Consider the following 20,355-nt stretch of genomic DNA (forward strand, 5'->3'; position numbering starts at 1 on the left):
AATGGGTAATTTGCTAACCACTATAACCTATATGGTTCATATCGTCACAGTATGACGAATACTACTATTTATAGATTGCAGCAACACCATTCATTGAGTTTTCACCACCAGCAGAAATTACGCGGAATGAACTTGCACCAGCTTCATCAGCTTTTTTGGCCAATTGTGCGGTCAGATCATTTACACTTACAGCGCCTGTTACTGAAACATAACCTGCGGCTGGTTGGCTAGAATGTTGAACTTCTTCAGCAGCCATTGTTCCAAATGAAATAGCACTTAAAGCTAAAGTTGCAGCAACTAATGTTGATTTTTTCATAATGTGTTCCTCATTGAGATTCAGTTTTTATCAGGGAATTTTATTGTCCCCCTGTGATATGGATCATATTATGCACTTTAATTGATAATGAAAATTAGCTAATTTTGCTGTTATCATTCAAATTATTTGATCTAGATGGATGGTATTGATGACAAATTCATGAACACTGCGTGTCATTTTTTGTTTATAATTTAGTATGTTACATTTATCTTTATTCGATAACCTTTCACATTTTGGCATCTTTTTTCTCCTTTGATTTCAGCACAGAAAGATAAAAATAGGGCAACAAAAGCAAATGAATACGCAAAAAATTTGGCACATCTACCTAATTAGAGAGAAAAATAACAGGTTATATTGTGGGATCACCACGGATGTCCAACGCCGTTTTACACAACATCAAGAAGGAAAAGGTGCAAAAGCACTGAAAGGTAAATTACCACTGACTTTAGTGTTTAATGGTGCGGTGGGGGATCGCTCGGCAGCATCTAAATTGGAATTTCAGATCAAAAGACTCAGCAAACAGGCAAAAGAAAGGCTGGTACTCGACCAGCCTAGTGATATCGTTGACTACTTATTCATTCAAACAGCATCAAAGTGCGCAGAGTAAGTCACTCTCCCTTGGTGATCACTCAATGTGCCATTCTCTAATCCACAAATCATAAAATGCTCTTGTAAATCAGGCCATGGACAAACAACATTATGCTTAGAAGCGGGTTCGAAGCCAAAACGACGATAATACTGGCTATCTCCTAATACCACGACGGCACCATAACCGAACTCATTCAGGCTATCTAACCCTTCGTAGATCAACTGCCCACCGATACCTTGCCTCTGAAATTCTTTTCTCACCGCCAGAGGCGCTAGACCAACCCATTGGACATCTTCATCATTGACGTCAACAGGGGTGAATCCTACATAGCCAATAACTTCGCCATCATCATTGGTTGCAACAACACCAAGGGTTAATAGGCCGTCTTCACGTAGTTTTTGCACTAAATTAGCTTCTGCCTCAGTTGGGAATGCCTCACGCAGCAGCTTATCAATACCCATGGCATCAACGGGGATCTCAACACGAATTAGCATGAAACAACCACAGAGCTTTTAGACTCAGTGTCCTCATCTTGTTGGGCAGCTTTGATAAAGTCCGCCAGTTGTAATAATGCAAAACGTAGTGGCGTCGGCATATTTTCTAACTCAAACGCATCCATTAGGTTTTTGACGTATAAACCTAGCTCCGTATCACCTTCAATCACCAATCGACGTTGGAAAAACAACGTATCAGGATCTTCTTTACGTGCCGCAATCAGGATCAGATCATTCGCCACTGCACACACATGCACATCGGCTTGCTCATCAGAGCGCACCACCAATATGCCATTTTGTAGACTAATGAACCAAACTAAGTTAAGGTCACTGACTTCAACTTTCAGCCATTTACCCTCAAGAAAATCCAACTCTCCTTCTTTGACCGACTCACGAAACTGCCAGCTAAGCAGCTGTTCTAACACTTGACGCTGTATGGCGAATGGGGTCATTTTTAAAGGCAACTTCAGTAATGAAGGACCTTTTGAAATAAGTTGAGAACGAATTTTTCCTAACATAGTACGACTCCCTTATCATTTTTGCCTATCTGCTAACAGTTACGCACTTCTATAAAGCAACCAACAGAAATCAATAGCGGTATACCTGATTATATGCAGACCATATAAACTCTAAATAATTCGAGATGCAACTAGGCGATAAATAAATGCGCTGCAAGAAACATACATCAATGTGACTCGCGCGAATCAACCTAGTCAACAACGCTGCAACTTGAAATATGATATGTATATTGACAGAAAATAGATTTATTCATTTGATCCTATATCAAGATTTACACATACGACCAGTATTAATTTGTGAAAATCACCAATTAATCATCACAACCACACCGTAATCCGCACAAAATATCAACAATTGCTGTTGAAAATAACCACAGATTTATAATGGTTTAATCCCTCATTCACTGCCTTAAATCAAAATGTAGACCTGATGAGTTGACTACAATGCTAAATTGTCGAATTTCTACTCTGGAACAATTCTCATGGAATTACTCTGCCCAGCTGGCAACTTACCCGCCCTCAAAGCGGCTGTAGATAATGGTGCTGATGCTGTCTACATCGGCCTAAAAAATGATACTAATGCACGCCACTTCGCAGGACTTAACTTTACTGAAAAAAAACTTCATGAAGCCGAGCGCTACATTCACAGCCGTAAACGTAAACTTCATATTGCGATCAACACCTTTGCTCATCCTAATGGCTTTCAGCGCTGGAAAGATTCTGTTGATCTCGCTGCATCACTCGGTGCTGATGCGCTGATCCTCGCCGATCTGGCCATGTTGGAATATGCAGCGAACAAATATCCACATATAGAGCGCCACGTTTCAGTACAAGCTTCGGCCACTAATACAGAGGCAATCCGTTTCTATGCACGCAACTTTGAAGTGCATAGAGTTGTATTACCTCGTGTGTTATCCATTCACCAAGTCAAACAATTAGCAAAAAGTAGCCCTGTGCCTTTAGAGGTTTTTGCCTTTGGTAGCCTATGCATTATGGCTGAAGGACGCTGCTATCTGTCATCTTACCTTACGGGCGAATCACCCAATACGGTTGGAGCTTGCTCACCAGCGCGCTTTGTTCGTTGGCAACGAACCCCACGCGGGATGGAATCACGCCTTAATGAAGTGCTAATCGACAACTATCAAGGCAATGAAAATGCGGGCTATCCTACACTCTGTAAAGGCCGTTATTTAGTCGATGGCCATAAGTACCATGTGCTTGAAGAACCCACAAGCCTCAATACTATTGAGCTATTGCCTGACCTAATGGCTGCTAATATTGCCTCAGTGAAAATTGAAGGTCGCCAAAGAAGTCCTGCTTATGTCACTGAAGTAACACGCATTTGGCGGCAGGCCATCGATAAATACAATGCTAATCCAACCGCATTTATGGCAGAGCCTCAATGGCTAAAAACACTCGGGGATCTTTCTGAAGGCAGCCAAACTACGCTGGGTGCCTATCACCGTGAATGGCAATAAAAGGAGTCAAATATGCAGTATTCATTAGGATCAGTGCTGTATTACTGGCCCAAACACAAACTTTACGAATTTTATCAATTAGCCGCCCAAAGTGATGCAGATATTATCTATCTAGGTGAAACCGTTTGTAGCAAACGGCGTGCAATGAAGCCCGCAGATTGGATTGATCTTGCAAAACAGCTCTCCACAAGTGGCAAACAAATTATTTTAAGTACATTAGCGCTATTACAAGCACCTTCTGAACTTAAAGAGATCAGCAAATTAGTTGATAACGGTGATTTTCTCGTTGAAGCACATGATTTTGGTGTCGTTAACATGCTAGCTGAACGCAAACTGCCTTTTATTGCTGGTCATGGACTGAATTGCTATAACGCCCAAGCACTGAATATCTTATTACGCCAAGGTATGATGCGTTGGTGTATGCCTGTCGAGCTATCTAGAGATTGGCTCATTAATTTGCTAAATCAATGTGATGAATTAAAAATCCGCAATAAGTTTGAAGTTGAAGTAATGAGCTATGGGTACCTTCCACTGGCTTATTCGGCTCGTTGTTTCACCGCACGTTCAGAAAACAGGGCTAAAGATGATTGTGAGACTTGTTGTATTCATTACCCACAAGGCCGCAAGGTATTATCTCAAGAGCAACAGCAAGTCTTCACCCTCAATGGTCTGCAAACACAAAGTGGTTATTGCTACAATTTAGGTAATGAGCAAACGTCAATGAACGATTTAGTGGATATTGTGCGTATTTCCCCTGACAGTATCGATTCACTGGCAGTACTGACCCAATTTAAAGCCAATCAAACAGGGAAAGCCCCTCTCCCTATTGATGATAAAGATTGTAATGGTTACTGGCGACAAGTTGCAGGGTTAGAGATGGTGGATTAGGGGTATTATTTTATGGGGTGTGAGTGCCGTATTCACACCCTATAAAAATACAGACATCGGTTTCAATCCAATTATTTTACAATATCTATTTATATAAGAACTTAATTCACTCATATATCTATCAATAGTGGAATTCGTGAATCCTTTACCCCAAAGCCGACATCAATACCCCATAAATGGGAACAGTAAACATTTGATGAGTTATTATCGTTATACAAGAGATGAGACATCTTGCTAGTCAAATACGATAAGAAAAAACCAAATATATGCAAATTACAGTATCACGTAATTAATTAACCCATAATATAATGCGGAACAAAGCGAGACGTGTCTTTGGTAATTAATGATCTATCTTCTCGAATGCCTATTCCTGCTGGCTCATCACCAATGACCCAACTGCCTATTAATGTATAGTCAGAGCCAAATTTAGGTAATAATGCACTGGCTTGATAAATTCGCGGTTCATGTGCATATTCACCAAATTCTTCCGTTATAACCTCATTTTCGTGATTAAGGAATAGAGAAACATTGGCGCCTTCACGTGAAAATAGTGGCTTTGTGGTAAAACCTTGCCAATTATTACCCATGTCTTGTTTAAGTTTGCCGACAATATTAATCTGCTCATCGGCAAAATAAGCCGGTAATAAATTAGGATGGTTAGGAAAATAACGCCATAATAAAGGCAATAACCCTTTATTACTTAAAATCGATTTCCACAAGGGTTCAACCCATTCTGTACGCTGACTACGCAATACGGGCCCATAATCATCCTGAAACATCCACTCATAAGGGTATAATTTAAAACCTTGATGGATGATTTGATCTTGCAGATCAGTAAAAACCCCACCAACCCCTAAACCAACCTCTTCCATATACAGAAACTGAGTTTGTAACCCTGCTTGGCTAGCACAATCTTCCAAATATAGAACCGTTCCTCTGTCTTCAATCGAATCTTCACAGCAACAAAAATAGAATGGGTATTCATTTCGCCACAGTAAAAAACGCTGGATCAGTTTTTCTTGAATGGAATTAAATTGATCTGCATTAGTCGGTAATAAACCACATGCCGTCATCTCAGACAGCCATTGCCATTGAAAGAATGCAGATTCATAAAGCGATGTTGGTGTATCTGCATTATATTCCAGTAGTTTTGCAGTACTATAACCATTCCATGAGAAATCCATTCGCCCATAAAGTGAAGATTTATTCGTCTTCCAACTATCGGCTATTGCATCCCAATACAATTCAGGGATCGCCAATTGATTGAGAACCAACTCATCATTGATTGCTGTATCAACAACCTCTAAGCACATTTGATGTAATTCAGCGGTGGGATCTTCAATACCCGTTTCAATCTGATCTAATGTAAAACAATAGGCGTGTGATTCATCCCAATAGATTTCATCATCAATAATATGAAAGTTAAAACCATAATCTTCAGCTATCTGATTTAAATTCTCTCTAGGTTTAAGTGGTATTCTTAACATAATTACCCACCCTTACTTTTCGATTTGTTCCCGAAACCACCTCGAGATGTCGTGCGGGTTGAATTATGATGATAATTAGCAGGTTTTAACTTATTTGAACCATCGGAAAGCCACTTTTCTGATGACCCCACTTCACGGTAAACATTAGGCTCATATCGAGTAGAATAAAATGGACGAGCTCTAGAAAAATAATAGCTCCCCGATGAGTGAGTATGTGTTGAGCTATAGCGTTGCACTGCTTCAGGAGATTCATCAATTGAAAACCCAGCCAGTTTAGGGCCATAAACATCCTGCTCACTCAAACGATCACAATATTCGGGGGTAGCATTTTCCGCCAAACATTGATCATACTGTAAGCGGCTTAATTTACGCTTACTCTGTATACAATTGCCTATACCGTATAAATTTTCGCAAACATCGAGCTGGCTATATGTCGCCATATTTCGTATTAATTCTTGCTGCGCTTCCTCTTGTTTTTGTGCACAAAAAGAAAGGTTATATCCCGCTTGCACGCAGTCATTGGTATCCTTAAATAGCGTGATTTTAGGCGCTTCCGACTCTTGATCGCAGCTGCGTAAACCAAAAAATACCGCTCCACTCATAATAACTAGTGTCAATAACCCTGATCCTTTCCGCTCCTCTTTAGTACTCACACCAACTCGTTTAAGCTGTGGATACCCCTTATAGCCGGCCTTCTTTTTTCGCTTATGATATTTCGTTTTATTTTTCTTATTCATAGTGCATTTTTTTGATTAATAACTCATGCTGACAGCGTTCAAAATACCAAATCCAAGCGATGTCCCACCTAAAAATAAACCAGCAGAGATATTATTTTGTTCAATTTTTTCGCTAATTTTAGGCATATATATTTTGGTTGCACCGAGTACTAATAATTGAACCAATAAAGCAATAACGCCCCAAATAACGCAATCCAAAATACTCACCGAATGAGATATCGCGCTCGATAAAGGCGTGATATAGCCGATCATCGCACCAATAAACGCAATACCTGCGGCTGTATTGTTTTGCTTAATCAACACCCACTCATTATGTCGAGAAATACGCGTATAAATAAACAGAAATACCAGTACCATAATAGTACCAATGAAAAAGTAGCTGATAAAAGAAAGTAATGCTGAAAGTATAATAGAAACGTCCATAAATGCCCCTTTTAATTAAGGGCTGAAATTTATATCAATCTATTTTAAAAATAAACTCAATTAAATAAGTTCTTACAAAATGATTAATCATCATTCTTAATATGATTAAAAAATTAATTAAATACTACAATATAGAGTATATTTTAACTTTGAATTAAATAAACTTAAAATAACAACTCCACTCTATTTTTAATCATGAAGATTACGACGCAAAAAAAACGGGACTGCGCCCGTTTTTCGATTATTCATGATGCTGTTTGCGCCAACGATGAATAATATGAGAGATATGACGTAGCTCACCATCCCGCAACATGCCAATAAACACACCGATGACGGTATAAATCACACCAAGCACTAACATCATGACAATATCCATTAGCACCCCACTGAACGGAAGCCCCATTTGGTTGATACCAGCCATGGCACTCGTAGCCCAAGTAGACGGTAAAGCGTAAGCGATCATTCGTACCCACTCAGGCATCGCTTGTAATGGCCAAATTGTCCCTGACATATAAAATACAGGTGTCGTAATAAATGCCAGCGTCAGATAAATCATTTCAACACTACGTAGACACTCAGTCACTAACTTGCCGAGCCCTAATACGGCAAGTAAGAATGGGAAAGTCAGCATCCACAGCTGGTATAATGGTGCTTCTTGCCGATATCCAAGGATCCATGGCCATAAGGCAAAAAATACTGTCGATAAAAATAGCCATATTGGGATCAGCGCTGAAAGTGCGCCTAAATACACGGCCAGCGGTGGCTTACCCTTAGGTGTTCCACGGATCGCAATACTGACACGTACGCAAGCAATCAACAATGAGTGCTGTAATAGCATAACTAACAGCCCTGGAAACACAATCGCCGCAAAACTGACTCCAGGGTTATAAAGAGGCTCAGTTACACTTCGAATTGGCGTAATAATCACTTCTGCTTGTTGCTTACTATAACCTGAATCCACCAGCAGCTGAGTGTTATAGCTATTCAACAACGTTTGGTAAGCACTTACTAACTCTTGTTGGATCTGACCACTGGCTAAGCGGTTCGTCGCATCACCATAGACAGGTACGGTGATATTTTTTCCATTGAGTAAGAATTTTTCAAAATCTGTTGGGATAATAATGATGGCAAACAATTTCCGGTCAATCATGTCTTTGCGCGCTTGAGCCAAATTGTCATAGCTGTGCAACACGACCTTAGGTGCTGCATCTAAATCACGAATTAATGCACGGCTCGCAACACTATGATCCTGATCGATAACCGCAACGGGCAAATCCCACAAAACCGGTTTTGCATACACCAAACTCATTACGCATAAAGAAACCAGCAATAATAACCACATTGGTTTATCCAACATACCGAGCAACACTTTGCGGAAGGTTGCAAAATACATTTGCATTAGAGTTCCCCCCCTTGAGCTGCAATTCGTTTAGGTAATCGCTTACGGATCAAAAAAGCGGTGACGATTGGATAAATCAGTAAAAACAAACACACTTCCACAATTCGCATGAATGAAATTTCACGTAAGAAAATATCAAACATGGCGTTAAGTGTATGCGTCAGTGGCTCAATGTTGGAAATGATTTGAGCAGGTAAAATCATTGATAATTCAGGTACCGCCATACCTGAAAAGGCCAAGGCGATACTGACTAACATCCCAATTAAGCTGTAGGCCATAATCGCACTAGAGGTGAAGCTAAACAGTAATAAACCGATACTTTGCGCCGCTATCACATAAAAAAAGCCAACCATTATCATGTATAAAGGATTACCCACCACCTTAGCATCAAAAATGCTCACTAACGCGGCCAATTCCACCACTAATAATGTAGTAAAAAATAGCGTATAAGGTGCCATTTTCCCTAAAACTGCCATCGAAAACGGTTTCACACTTTGTAATATAGAGCTACGCGATAACGTATAGATGGTGCAAGTCACCACAAATAGCTGCAACATATGGATCGTCGCTGCAAATTGCTGATAATAGATATAACTACCACTTGGATTAAATAAGCTATCGTAGGAAAGTGTCACTTGTGCCAATTGCGGCAATGCTTTCCCCATGGAGCTCGCTAATTGAGTACGATATTTCGCATTCAGTTCAGCGACTAATCCACTAAAATCTTGAATGGCATAACTGCCTGAAGCATAGAATAACGCATTGTAGTACATACGTAGTTCGGGCTGACGCCCACGCAACACGTCTGCTTCAAAATTGGTTGGAATATATAGCAGTGCATAATCTTTCGCACTCGCCAAGCGTTTTAATGACGTATTGAGGTTATTATCAATCGCTTTAACGTCTGCATGAGGCCCTGCATTTAAGTCTCTCACCACGAGTCTTGAGGCTGGGCTGATATCGTTATCCACCACAGAAACGGGGAGATCCATCAGTGTGCCTTCTGAAAAGTTAGCACTTACCAACGTAAATAGCATCAGCGGAAATAACCAGCTTAACCAATGAAAAACTGGACTACGAATGGCGGCTTGTGTTTCTCGACTAAAAGCATGTTCAAAACCATGCCAAGCGAATTTTAATTTCATATTCGCGCCTTTTATTTATCCCAACGCCATAACACGCTCATACCAGGTCTTAGGCCATCAATGGATTCCAACGGATACAAACGGACTTCAAAGGTTTTCAAGTCAAAATCACCTGTGGCTCGAGTTGCCCTTTTCGTTGCGTAATCCCCTTTCGGCGCAATGTAACGCACTTCCGCTTCAATCTTTTTATCACCTAACGCAGGCACATCAAGCTGAACCTTATCGCCTTTTTTCACATCAACAAGGATGTCTTCACGTAAGTTATAAATAAAATACGCTTGGGGGATGCGGACCATGGTGAGTAATGGACTACCTGCATTGAAAATTTCCCCCACTTCAGCGGGAATTGGACCAACTTCACCATCGACAGGAGCTTTGACTTGTAAATCATCGAGTTGTACTTGTAGTTCAGCTAATTTTTGCTCTGCCTCATTGAGCTCTGCCTGATATTTTTGGCGCAGTTCAATGCGGTCACCGTTTTTCGCCTCTTCAAGTTGTGCTTTAGCGCCTTGAACTTGCTGAAAAGCCACATCTTTAGCTTTACGTGAGCTATCAAGCTCATTAGCTGACACGTATCCTTTACCCGATAAATTGCTTAAACGGTTATATTCACGAGTGGCATTCTGATACTGAGATTCCGCTTGCGATAATGATGCTTGTAAATTACGGATGGTCTCTTCACGAGTTCCATGAAGTGATTGATCGAGTTGCGCCTGAGCTTGATCTCTTGCGGCTTTCAGTGCCGCATACTGGGCTGCTAGCTCAGGACTTTCTAATGTAATTAACAGCTGCCCTTTTTTAACATCATCTCCGCGCTCGACATGACGTTCAATCACTCGCCCTTTAGCTTTCGATGTCACCATAACTTCAGGTGCGTCAACTTCACCTTGTAATAATAAAAATTGGTTATGGGAATGAAAAAGTGCCGCCGCCGCTATCAAAATCAGCATCAACAAAATCAGTGCTATTGTTCTTTTTTTCATTATTAGTAAAACCTTAAATAATCACGGAGGAAACTATGGCAATAAAATTATCGCAGTAATTGCCGATACAGCGTTAATAAATTTGTGCGCAAGGTCACACATAGAAGGGGAAAACGTCTATTATTGAACCAATTACAGTCTTATGTCAAATATACTCTACATAATGCAAAGTACAGTTGATCATCGTTAACATCTCTATAAGAGGCATTATATACTCTAAATAATTCGAGGTGCAGCTAGGCGACAAGTGAACCAATCGCTAGGCGCATAGAAAACCATATGACTGGCGTGAGTGAACGTAGTCAACAACGCTGCAATTTGAAGTATGACGAGTATAACCAGTATAAAGATAGCATAGCTTGACCAAATCACTATTCTCCTATCAGCCCATTACGCTACAATCGCTATCAGTCGGTTACACAACAATCGCCCTCTTAAAGCAGCAAAACTGGAAACCTTAATGTACGAGTTCGATCTGATCCTGCTGCTCTTGCAGCAGATGTGTGTTTATTTAGTCATAGCATGGGCACTGAGTAAAACCCCACTTGTCATCCCTTTATTAAAAGTGACAATTCGTCTACCACATAAAGTGATGTGTTACGTCATTTTCTCAGTTTTTTGTGTGATGGGAACCTATTTTGGTTTACACATTAATGATTCAATCGCTAACACACGTGCTATCGGCTCAGTCCTTGGCGGTCTGCTCGGTGGACCTGCTGTTGGCTTTGCCGTCGGTTTTACAGGCGGCCTACACCGATATTCTCTAGGAGGAATGACCGCCTTCAGCTGTATGGTATCAACAATTGCTGAAGGGCTGATTGGTGGACTGGTACATCGCTACTACATGAAGCGTGGACAAATAGATAAAATATTTAACCCTCTCACCGCTAGCTGTGTCACCTTTGTGGCTGAAATCATCCAAATGCTCATTATTTTATTATTAGCACGCCCTTTCGACGAAGCCTTAGAGCTGGTTAAAAATATCGCAGCGCCCATGGTCATTGCTAATACGATTGGTGCGGCAATGTTTATTCGTATTTTGCTCGACCGCCGTGCCATTGTTGAAAAATATACCACTGCATTTTCAGCCCAAGCCTTAAAAATTGCGCTCTGTACTGATGGGATCTTACGTAAGGGGTTTAATGCAGATAACAGCATGAAAGTCGCTAAAATTATCTATCAAGAACTCGAAATTGGTGCCGTTGCCATCACGGATAGAGAGAAGATTTTAGCCTTTATTGGTATTGGTGCTGATCATCATTGTCCAGGAACGCCTATTGCCTCAGAGCAATCGAGGCGAGCTATTGATAACAATGAAGTGGTTTATGCAGATGGTAATGAAACACCTTATAAATGTTCTTTAAGCCCCACATGTAAGCTTGGATCCGCACTTGTTATCCCACTTAGAGGTGAAAATGAACGCGTTATTGGTACCATTAAACTTTATGAAGCGAAGAATCGGCTATTCAGTTCTATTAACCGGACACTGGGTGAAGGTATCGCCAGTTTGTTTTCGGCTCAGATCCTCGCGGGGCAATATGAACGTAATAAACAATCTTTATTACAATCTGAAGTGAAGCTATTACATGCACAGGTTAATCCACACTTTTTATTTAATGTCTTAAATACATTGCAAGCAGTTATTCGCCGAGATAGCCAGCAAGCAGGTCAACTCGTTCAGTATATTTCGACCTTCTTTAGAAATAACCTCAAGCGTCCAGAGCAAGACGCCACATTAGGCGAAGAATTAGAACATGTGAATGCTTACTTACAGATAGAAAAAGCACGTTTCCAAGAAAAATTACATATAGAGCTAGATATACCAGAACACTTAAAACAAGTTAAATTGCCTGCCTTTTCACTACAACCCATTGTAGAGAATGCAATTAAACACGGTACTTCACAGTTATTAGATACTGGATATATTACAATAAGAAGTTATATACGCGGTGAGCAAGTATATATTGAGATAGAAGACAATGCCGGCTGCTATCAACCCACTACACAAAGTGATGGATTGGGTATGAGCCTAGTCGATAAGCGCCTTAAACTTAAATATGGCGAACAATATGGTGTGAGTGTGGAATATGAGCCAGAGCAATTTACACGCGTACAGTTACGATTGCCTTACGTTTTAACATGTACTCTAAATAATCCAAATTGCAGGTAAGCGACAAGCGAAGATTGACGAGAAGCATAGATAAACGCTATGACTCGGCGAGCGTAGTCACCATACCTTAACAAAAGGCGCTGCAACTTGAAGTATCACGAATATAATAAAAAGATTGAATACTTATGAACGTACTAATTGTTGATGATGAACCATTTGCACGGGAAAACTTGCGCTGTTTGCTTGAAGAACATGATGATATTGAAATTATGGATGAATGCGCCAATGCAATTGAAGCAATCGGTGTGATCCACAAAAAGAAACCCGATGTGGTATTTCTTGATATTCAAATGCCTCGTATCACTGGCCTTGAGATGGTACGCATGCTTGATCCTGAAGATCGTCCCTATATCGTTTTTTTAACTGCTTTTAATGAATTCGCCATACAAGCCTTTGAAGAACACGCATTTGATTATTTATTAAAACCACTCGAAAGCGATCGACTGAATAAAACACTCACTCGCCTACGCCAAGGCCAACAAAAACAAGATCTTGAAATCTTAAGTGATCACGAGCCATTAAAATTTATTCCTTGTACCGGCCATAGCCGCATTTGGCTGATGAAATTGGATGAAGTGCAGTATGTCACTTCGCGCATGAGTGGCGTTTATGTGATGAGCACACAAGGCCAAGAAGGCTTTACAGAGCTGACTCTCAGAACACTAGAGTTACGCACCTCATTAGTGCGCTGCCATCGTCAATATTTAGTTAACATGACGCAATTAAGTGAAATTTTGTTTGGTGATAATGGGCAAGCAGAGCTAGTCTTAAGCTCAGGGGAACATATCCCAGTAAGCCGCCGCTACTTAAAGCCGTTAAAAGAAGCACTAGGGCTCATTTAGAGTATTTATTTAAAAGATGACGCGTATAGGGAGATGATACATGGCCGACTTCTACTTACAACTTCGCACCAACTCAATGACCTTAAAAAACCTAGAGACCCATGAAGAATATACCGCAAAAGGTGATTTCTCATCGTCTCGGCTGATCATTGGTGATTTTTACGTCGCCCAAAGCCTTCTAGTGCAACTTATTGACACAATGAAACTGAGTGTTCGGCTTCCATTAACGCCACATCATCGCATTATTGTGCAAGCTTTAGAAAAAAATGAAGGCGGCTTAAGTCCTGTTGAAGTCAGACTACTCGAAGAGATCACTGTGGCAGCTTTTAACCATAAGCTTAAAAAAGTGATCGTCAGTCATGACACTCTCCCCATGCCACAAAAACATGCAGAAGAGTTATTGGATAGGAAATAATCCAAGGGCCATTAAGCCCCTCAAACTGCTGACAGACGTATTCTGTTTGCCGGCAGTGGCTAAAGTTTTTGAAATAAATGAGCAAAACCAATTCATTGATTTTCGGCTGATAATACGGAGTAGGAAAAACCATATTTTTATTCTGCTTCGTCAACAATCTCAGGAGCCATTAACTCCTTTCTCTCATACATCCTATGTCTACCATCTAACTTTACAAATAAAATTCTTGTCGTTTTTTGAAAGAAGATGACTACTCAAGAAAAAGATACACTTATTTATCCTAAAATAAATAAGTGGCAAGCAAATGCGATAGAACTACACTGCCGGATAAAACCTGTGGAGAACATGGAAAAACGAATTGGTAGAGGTGGTAGAAGTCACGTCTATCATGACAGCCAATTTGTCATAAAACAGCTTAAAAAGTTCAATTTAGGTGAGGCTAAACATGAGGTTACTATGTGTAATGCATATAGAGATAAAACCCATAGCATATCTCCAAATGCATTTATCATTGGAGAAAGAATTACAATGCCATTTGTTCATGGCCAAACACCTAATAAAATAGAAACGCTCAGTGGGATAAAAGATCTCTATGATAAAGGTTTTTTAATGGCTGACGCTAAACCTGAAAATTTTTTGAAAATAGAAACAGGACAAATAGTCCCTATTGATTTTGGCCTTATATTTTAGCCTAATAACCTATCTTCTATAGATCAAAGTGTCAAAATAGAAATAATCAGAGATTACATTAAGGGCGGATACCATTATATTCCATCAAGTTTGAAATCTGAATAGACCTCTCATATAAAAGCATTAGACTCGATGCTAGGTTCTGCAAGCCAAATGCGATACATAAATACTAAAGAGCTAAGCAATGCAGGAGTATTTACGATAAATAGAAAATAATGCAATGAATATTAACTTTCTCCAATAAAAAACCCGCAGTCCAATTGGAAGCGGGTTTTGTATTTTAACCAGTGCCGGTTTAATCAAGGCACTTAGGCATTTAATTATGCGTTATGGCTAGTGCTGCGACGACGTGGTGCCGCAGTATTATGATCTTCATTACGACCACGTGGAGCGCTGCTATTACCACGATCACGGTTTCCACCACGGCGGTTACCGCCCGCATTATCACGATCACCACCACTACGACGGTTTCCACCTTCGCGGTCGTTACGACGGCCTGCACCAAAACCACCTTCGCTACCACCTTCGCGACGTGGACCACCACGACGCTCACGACGTTCAAATGGTTGCGCATCGCCAATCAGTTGCATCTGAGTTGGTTTGTTCAGAATACGTGCACGGCTTAAATGGGTTAATACGTCAGTTGGCATGCCTTTTGGTAATTCAATGGTAGAGTGGGTACCATACAATTTAATATTACCAATATAACGGCTGCTGATGTCAGCTTCGTTCGCAATCGCACCAACAATGTGACGAACTTCTACACCATCATCGCGGCCAACTTCGATACGGTACATTTCCATATCACCAACATCACGACGCTCACGACGAGCACTACCGCCACGCTCTGCACGCTCAAAACCATTGCCATTGCTGTTATTGCGATCACGGCGACGATCATCACGGTCGTTAAACTCACGACGTGGACGACGTGGAGCATCAGGTGGCAGGATCAGGGCACGTTCACCTTGAGCCATTTTCAGCAGTGCTGCTGCTAATGTTTCCATATCTACATCTTCTGATGGAGACAGCTTAGCCAACAGTGCACGGTATTGATCTAAATCGCTGCTTTCAAATTGCTGTTGAATTTTTTCAGCAAATTTCGCCTGACGACGTTCACTTAATAGCTGAGAATCTGGCAGTTCCACCTCTGGAATAGTCAGCTTCATGGTGCGTTCAACGTTACGCAGCAAACGACGCTCACGATTCTCAACGAATAATAATGCGCGACCCGCACGGCCCGCACGGCCAGTACGACCGATACGGTGAACGTAAGATTCTGCATCCATTGGAATATCATAGTTAACAACTAGGCTGATACGCTCAACGTCAAGACCGCGAGCCGCAACGTCAGTTGCAATCAATATATCCAAACGACCATCTTTTAAACGCTCTAAGGTTTGTTCACGCAGTGCTTGGTTCATATCACCATTCAGTGCCGCACTGTTGTAACCATTACGCTCAAGCGCTTCAGCGACTTCCAATGTTGCGTTTTTAGTACGCACAAAGATGATTGCAGCATCGAAATCTTCAGCTTCTAAGAAACGAACTAATGCTTCGTTCTTACGCATGCCATACACAGTCCAATAGCTTTGAGCAATATCTGGACGTGTTGTAATGCTAGCTTGAATGCGGATCTCTTTAGGCTCTTTCATGAAACGGCGTGTAATACGACGAATTGGCTCAGGCATAGTCGCAGAGAACAACGCAGTTTGATGATCAGCTGGAATTTGGCTCATGATGTTTTCAACATCTTCAATAAAGCCCATACGTAGCATTTCATCGGCTTCGTCTAATACGAGGCCTTTCAATTTAGAAAGATCCAAAGTACCACGTTTTAGATGGTCAAGTAGGCGGCCAGGCGTACCGACAACCACTTGCGGGCCTTGGCGCAGAGCACGTAATTGTACGTCATAGCGTTGGCCACCATACAGAGCAACAACATTAACGCGGCTCATGTGTTTAGAGAAATCGCCCATCGCTTCAGCAACTTGAACAGCCAACTCACGAGTTGGAGCAAGAACCAAAATTTGTGGGGCTTTTAAATCAGGATCGATGTTATGGAGTAACGGCAAACTAAAAGCAGCAGTTTTACCACTACCTGTTTGGGCCATCCCCAGCACATCATTACCTTCCATCAACAATGGGATACATTGCTGCTGGATCGGTGAAGGTTTTTCGTATCCCAGGTCGTTTAGTGCAGTCAAAATAGACGCTGATAAACCTAAATCAGCGAAAGAGATATCAGTCTCGGTGGTCATGTAAAGGTGCCTCATACTTAATGGCGGCCAGTTTACATAACCGTACGAAATTCATTTCGGTCATTTTCATTTAAAATGTGAACTGGCTCAAATTGTGTTATTAAACGAACAAATAGGCCGTCACCCCTAAAGATGATGGCTCAAAAAATAGTCATGAAATGTTCGTCAGCTATTGCTGGCCCGATTCTAAAAGGTCGTCTTGTTCTTGGCCTAACAGCGCCAATTCCAACAATGCATAGCGGTGTTCAACAAAGCTGTGAGCGTTGTTAGCCACCGTCAGTTTGAATAACGCAGTTGCGCTATCCTTATCCCCCAGACTTAGGTAATGCTTACCTAAATAGAAGTTAGTTTCACTGAGATGCTCAGCGAGCGAAGTGTTATCCGTAAAAGTTTCTTTCAAACGCGTCATCAATGTATTTTCACTGATGTCACCTAAATAAAACTCTACGATATTCCAGCCCCATTGCCCCTTCTCCGCACGATTATAGCGAGCAGCAAGATTTTCTTGCGCTATACGCGGGTCTATGTCTTTTTCAACAAGATAAAGCCATAGAGAACGAAAAGGATCATTTGGATCTATCTGATAATACGCCAGCAGATCATCCTGCGCTAATTTATGACGGCCACCGTAATATAATGCGATGCCACGGTTCATACGCGCGAAATTGTAAGTTGGATCAAGCTCTAATACAGAATCAAACGCTTCATAGGCGGCATCATAATTGCCAGCCTGCGTAAAATATATTCCTAAAAAGTTAAAGATTTCAGGAATATCAGGGCGGATCGCTAACGCAGTTGAAAAATCATTGCGCGCTAATGCCCTCAAACCGAGACTATCATACAACACTCCGCGCTCATATAAAAGCTGGGCGTATTCATCATCGGTTAAAGATCGGCTCGCAAGGATTTGTTCCATACGAGCCAATATCACTTCTTGCTGTAATGATGGTTGCAAAGGAACAGCAAATACCTCGTTTTTACGCCAATCTTTGCTACTACATCCAAGTAGTACAAAAAAGATAAGCGCAGAGACTACACGAGTAAACGTGTTTAAATCCCTAAACCGAAGACAGATACTGTTCAGCATACTCCGTCCTTACATTACCACTAGTTCAGCAAATTACGGCTAAATGTGCCTTCATACAAAAGGCGCTGTTTCAGTATCAGCCTACTCTGCTGAGTCCTGTTGCTGTGCTGGAACTTCTTCCGTTGCCACAGCTTCTTTCATGCTTAGGCGGATACGGCCTTGACGGTCGATTTCCAATACCTTAACGGGTACTTCTTGACCCATTTGCAGGTAGTCAGTCACTTTCTCAACACGCTTATCAGCGATTTGAGAAATATGAACTAAACCTTCTTTACCACCACCGATAGCAACGAATGCACCGAAGTCAACGATACGAGTGACCTTACCTTGATAGATACGGCCAACTTCAACTTCAGCAGTAATTTCTTCGATGCGACGAATCGCTTCTTTCGCTTTCAGGCCATCAGTTGCAGCAATCTTCACAGTACCATCATCTTCAATTTCAATGGTTGTACCGGTTTCTTCAGTCAGTGCACGGATCACTGAACCACCTTTACCGATAACATCTTTGATCTTGTCTGGATTGATACGGATAGTGTAGATACGTGGTGCGAACTCAGAGATCTCTTCACGAGGGCTGTTAATCGCTTGTTCCATCGTACCTAAAATGTGTAGACGAGCACCTTTCGCTTGATTCAATGCAACTTGCATGATTTCGCGAGTGATACCTTCAATTTTAATGTCCATTTGCAGTGCACTGATACCATCACGGCTACCAGCTACTTTAAAGTCCATATCACCTAAGTGGTCTTCGTCACCTAGAATGTCAGAAAGTACAACGAAATCGTCGCCTTCTTTAACCAGACCCATTGCAATACCAGCAACAGCCGCTTTAATTGGTACACCAGCATCCATCAGAGCCAGAGAAGCACCACATACAGAAGCCATTGAAGATGAACCATTTGATTCAGTGATTTCAGATACAACACGTACCGTGTATGGGAAATCAGCGTGGTTTGGCATAACAGCCAGAACACCACGTTTTGCTAAACGGCCATGACCAATTTCACGACGTTTAGGTGAACCTACCATACCAGTTTCACCAACAGAGTATGGAGGGAAGTTATAGTGGAACAAGAAGCGGTCAGTGTACTCGCCCATTAGTTGGTCGATTACCTGCGCATCACGTTCAGTACCCAGTGTTGCCGTTACCAGTGCTTGAGTTTCACCACGAGTAAACAGTGCCGAACCATGGGTGCGTGGCAGAACACCTGTACGTACGTCTAACGCACGAACCATGTCTTTCTCACGACCATCAATACGTGGCTCACCACGGATAACACGGCTACGTACAACTTGTTTTTCTAAGTTAGCAAGAATATCTGCAATTTCAGAAGTATCGACGTTTTCGTCTTCAGCAACAATTGCCGCGGTGACTTCATCTTTAATCAAGTCAACTTGTGCGTAACGCTCTTGTTTCTCAGTGATACGGTATGCATCGCCCATACGGCTTTCAGCCAAGGCAGCAACTTTATCTTGCAGAGCTTGGTTAACTGGCTCAGGTTGCCAATCCCATTTTTCTTTGCCTGCTTCTTTTACTAATTCATTAATTTCATTGATAACAACTTGTTGTTGGTCATGACCAAAAACAACGGCACCAAGCATTTGCTCTTCGCTTAACAGCTCAGCTTCTGATTCAACCATCAGAACAGCACTTTCAGTTCCTGCAACCACTAAATCAAGGCGGCTTGATTTCAATTCGTCAGCAGTTGGGTTCAATACATATTCATCATTGATAAAACCAACACGAGCTGCGCCGATTGGGCCATTGAAAGGAACACCTGACAGAGCTAATGCAGCTGATGCACCGATCATTGCAACGATATCTGGGTTAACTTGTGGGTTAACAGACACCACAGTAGCGATGATTTGGATTTCGTTCAGGAAGCCTTCTGGGAACAGTGGGCGTAGTGGACGGTCAATCAGGCGAGCGATCAGGGTTTCACCTTCGCCAGGGCGACCTTCACGACGGAAGAAACTACCTGGGATACGACCAGCGGCATAGGTACGCTCTTGATAGTTAACCGTCAGAGGGAAAAAGTCTTGCCCTTCTTTAACTTTTTTCTGAGCTACCGCAGTAACGAAAACCGCAGTATCATCCATATTCACCATTACCGCGGCTGTCGCTTGGCGAGCGATCATACCAGTTTCAATGGATACAGTGTGCTGACCGTATTGGAATTTGCGAACGATAGGATTTAACAAAATATTACCCTTCATTTTTAGGCCGCTGGAGCTTTTCTAGCGACATTGGCTTTCTCTTCCTACCACAGCCTCGCGACTAATGAGAACACTGATGTTCATGTTATCAATTTTCTCATTAGCCGCGCGAATCGGTGTAGCTGAAGAGGCGTTAATAAAACAATTAATTACGGATCATAGCTTAGCATTTAAGTTAAGTATAATTCGAGTATTACTTCAACTTTAATATAA

Annotated in this window: 19 protein-coding genes; 7 read left to right on the forward strand and 12 right to left on the reverse strand. The window is 41.6% G+C overall.

The features are described from left to right. Positions 1-64: 64 nt before the first annotated feature. On the reverse strand, positions 65-316 hold the full coding sequence (locus M1E96_RS18850; RefSeq protein ID WP_070925555.1) for a DUF1471 domain-containing protein: 252 nt from the start codon (positions 314-316) through the stop codon (positions 65-67). A gap of 295 nt (positions 317-611) precedes the next feature. Between M1E96_RS18850 and M1E96_RS18855 the strand changes: the two genes are divergently transcribed. Continuing rightward, the gene (locus M1E96_RS18855) at positions 612-923 is read left to right on the forward strand and encodes a GIY-YIG nuclease family protein (protein ID WP_319067307.1); all 312 of its coding nucleotides are present in this window, start codon (positions 612-614) and stop codon (positions 921-923) included. On the opposite strand, the gene M1E96_RS18860 is transcribed toward M1E96_RS18855, so the two are convergent. Beyond that, positions 896-1,399, reverse strand: coding sequence for a GNAT family N-acetyltransferase (locus tag M1E96_RS18860; RefSeq protein WP_140181037.1), 504 nt, complete (start codon positions 1,397-1,399; stop codon positions 896-898). The genes M1E96_RS18855 and M1E96_RS18860 overlap by 28 nt on opposite strands. Then, positions 1,393-1,917 (reverse strand): SCP2 domain-containing protein, encoded by a 525-nt coding sequence (locus tag M1E96_RS18865; protein WP_369427284.1) that lies wholly within the window; start codon positions 1,915-1,917, stop codon positions 1,393-1,395. The genes M1E96_RS18860 and M1E96_RS18865 overlap by 7 nt, the downstream gene beginning before the upstream one ends. Positions 1,918-2,399: 482 nt before the next feature. Here M1E96_RS18865 and M1E96_RS18870 point away from each other — a divergent pair, with 482 nt between their 5' ends. Together M1E96_RS18870 and M1E96_RS18875 are read left to right on the forward strand one after the other, a co-directional pair. Further along, a complete protein-coding gene (locus tag M1E96_RS18870; protein WP_318707051.1) occupies positions 2,400-3,395 on the forward strand; it encodes a peptidase U32 family protein in 996 nt (331 codons plus the stop codon). A gap of 12 nt (positions 3,396-3,407) precedes the next feature. After that, the gene (locus tag M1E96_RS18875; protein WP_319067310.1) at positions 3,408-4,283 is read left to right on the forward strand and encodes a U32 family peptidase; all 876 of its coding nucleotides are present in this window, start codon (positions 3,408-3,410) and stop codon (positions 4,281-4,283) included. A gap of 293 nt (positions 4,284-4,576) precedes the next feature. Here the strand turns inward: M1E96_RS18875 and M1E96_RS18880 are convergent, their stop codons facing one another. The 6 genes from M1E96_RS18880 to M1E96_RS18905 all read right to left on the reverse strand — a co-directional run bounded on the left by M1E96_RS18880 (position 4,577) and on the right by M1E96_RS18905 (position 10,457). Continuing rightward, complete coding sequence (locus M1E96_RS18880; RefSeq protein WP_070925560.1) at positions 4,577-5,770, reverse strand: glutathionylspermidine synthase family protein; 1,194 nt, start codon at positions 5,768-5,770, stop codon at positions 4,577-4,579. 2 nt (positions 5,771-5,772) lie between these two features. Beyond that, complete coding sequence (locus M1E96_RS18885) at positions 5,773-6,507, reverse strand: DUF1190 domain-containing protein (RefSeq protein ID WP_319067311.1); 735 nt, start codon at positions 6,505-6,507, stop codon at positions 5,773-5,775. A 15-nt stretch (positions 6,508-6,522) separates the two neighbouring features. Then, positions 6,523-6,930: a DUF350 domain-containing protein gene (locus M1E96_RS18890; protein ID WP_070925562.1), complete on the reverse strand. Its 408-nt coding sequence runs from the start codon at positions 6,928-6,930 to the stop codon at positions 6,523-6,525. Positions 6,931-7,171: 241 nt separating this feature from the next. Then, positions 7,172-8,329: an ABC transporter permease gene (locus M1E96_RS18895; protein WP_070925563.1), complete on the reverse strand. Its 1,158-nt coding sequence runs from the start codon at positions 8,327-8,329 to the stop codon at positions 7,172-7,174. Next, on the reverse strand, positions 8,329-9,474 hold the full coding sequence (locus M1E96_RS18900) for an ABC transporter permease (RefSeq protein WP_070925564.1): 1,146 nt from the start codon (positions 9,472-9,474) through the stop codon (positions 8,329-8,331). Before M1E96_RS18900 ends, M1E96_RS18895 begins: the two co-directional genes overlap by 1 nt. A gap of 11 nt (positions 9,475-9,485) precedes the next feature. Beyond that, the gene (locus tag M1E96_RS18905; protein WP_319067314.1) at positions 9,486-10,457 is read right to left on the reverse strand and encodes an HlyD family secretion protein; all 972 of its coding nucleotides are present in this window, start codon (positions 10,455-10,457) and stop codon (positions 9,486-9,488) included. Between the two features lie 460 nt (positions 10,458-10,917). Here M1E96_RS18905 and M1E96_RS18910 point away from each other — a divergent pair, with 460 nt between their 5' ends. From M1E96_RS18910 to M1E96_RS18925, 4 genes are all read left to right on the forward strand, one after another. After that, complete coding sequence (locus tag M1E96_RS18910; RefSeq protein ID WP_369427285.1) at positions 10,918-12,627, forward strand: LytS/YhcK type 5TM receptor domain-containing protein; 1,710 nt, start codon at positions 10,918-10,920, stop codon at positions 12,625-12,627. A gap of 125 nt (positions 12,628-12,752) precedes the next feature. Continuing rightward, a complete protein-coding gene (btsR, locus tag M1E96_RS18915) occupies positions 12,753-13,469 on the forward strand; it encodes a two-component system response regulator BtsR (RefSeq protein WP_070925567.1) in 717 nt (238 codons plus the stop codon). Between the two features lie 40 nt (positions 13,470-13,509). Next, positions 13,510-13,884 (forward strand): YjaA family stress response protein, encoded by a 375-nt coding sequence (locus M1E96_RS18920; RefSeq protein ID WP_140181047.1) that lies wholly within the window; start codon positions 13,510-13,512, stop codon positions 13,882-13,884. Between the two features lie 246 nt (positions 13,885-14,130). Beyond that, positions 14,131-14,574: a hypothetical protein gene (locus M1E96_RS18925; RefSeq protein WP_319067318.1), complete on the forward strand. Its 444-nt coding sequence runs from the start codon at positions 14,131-14,133 to the stop codon at positions 14,572-14,574. A gap of 320 nt (positions 14,575-14,894) precedes the next feature. On the opposite strand, the gene M1E96_RS18930 is transcribed toward M1E96_RS18925, so the two are convergent. The 3 genes from M1E96_RS18930 to pnp all read right to left on the reverse strand — a co-directional run bounded on the left by M1E96_RS18930 (position 14,895) and on the right by pnp (position 20,127). Continuing rightward, positions 14,895-16,835: a DEAD/DEAH family ATP-dependent RNA helicase gene (locus M1E96_RS18930; RefSeq protein WP_319067319.1), complete on the reverse strand. Its 1,941-nt coding sequence runs from the start codon at positions 16,833-16,835 to the stop codon at positions 14,895-14,897. A gap of 169 nt (positions 16,836-17,004) precedes the next feature. Next, positions 17,005-17,922, reverse strand: a complete 918-nt coding sequence (gene nlpI, locus M1E96_RS18935) for a lipoprotein NlpI (protein WP_070925570.1) — start codon at positions 17,920-17,922, stop codon at positions 17,005-17,007. Between the two features lie 81 nt (positions 17,923-18,003). Then, positions 18,004-20,127, reverse strand: a complete 2,124-nt coding sequence (gene pnp, locus M1E96_RS18940) for a polyribonucleotide nucleotidyltransferase (protein ID WP_319067321.1) — start codon at positions 20,125-20,127, stop codon at positions 18,004-18,006. Between the last annotated feature and the right edge of the window lie 228 nt (positions 20,128-20,355).

Source organism: Providencia sp. PROV236 (assembly GCF_033676985.1).
Classification (GTDB): Bacteria; Pseudomonadota; Gammaproteobacteria; order Enterobacterales; family Enterobacteriaceae; genus Providencia; species Providencia manganoxydans.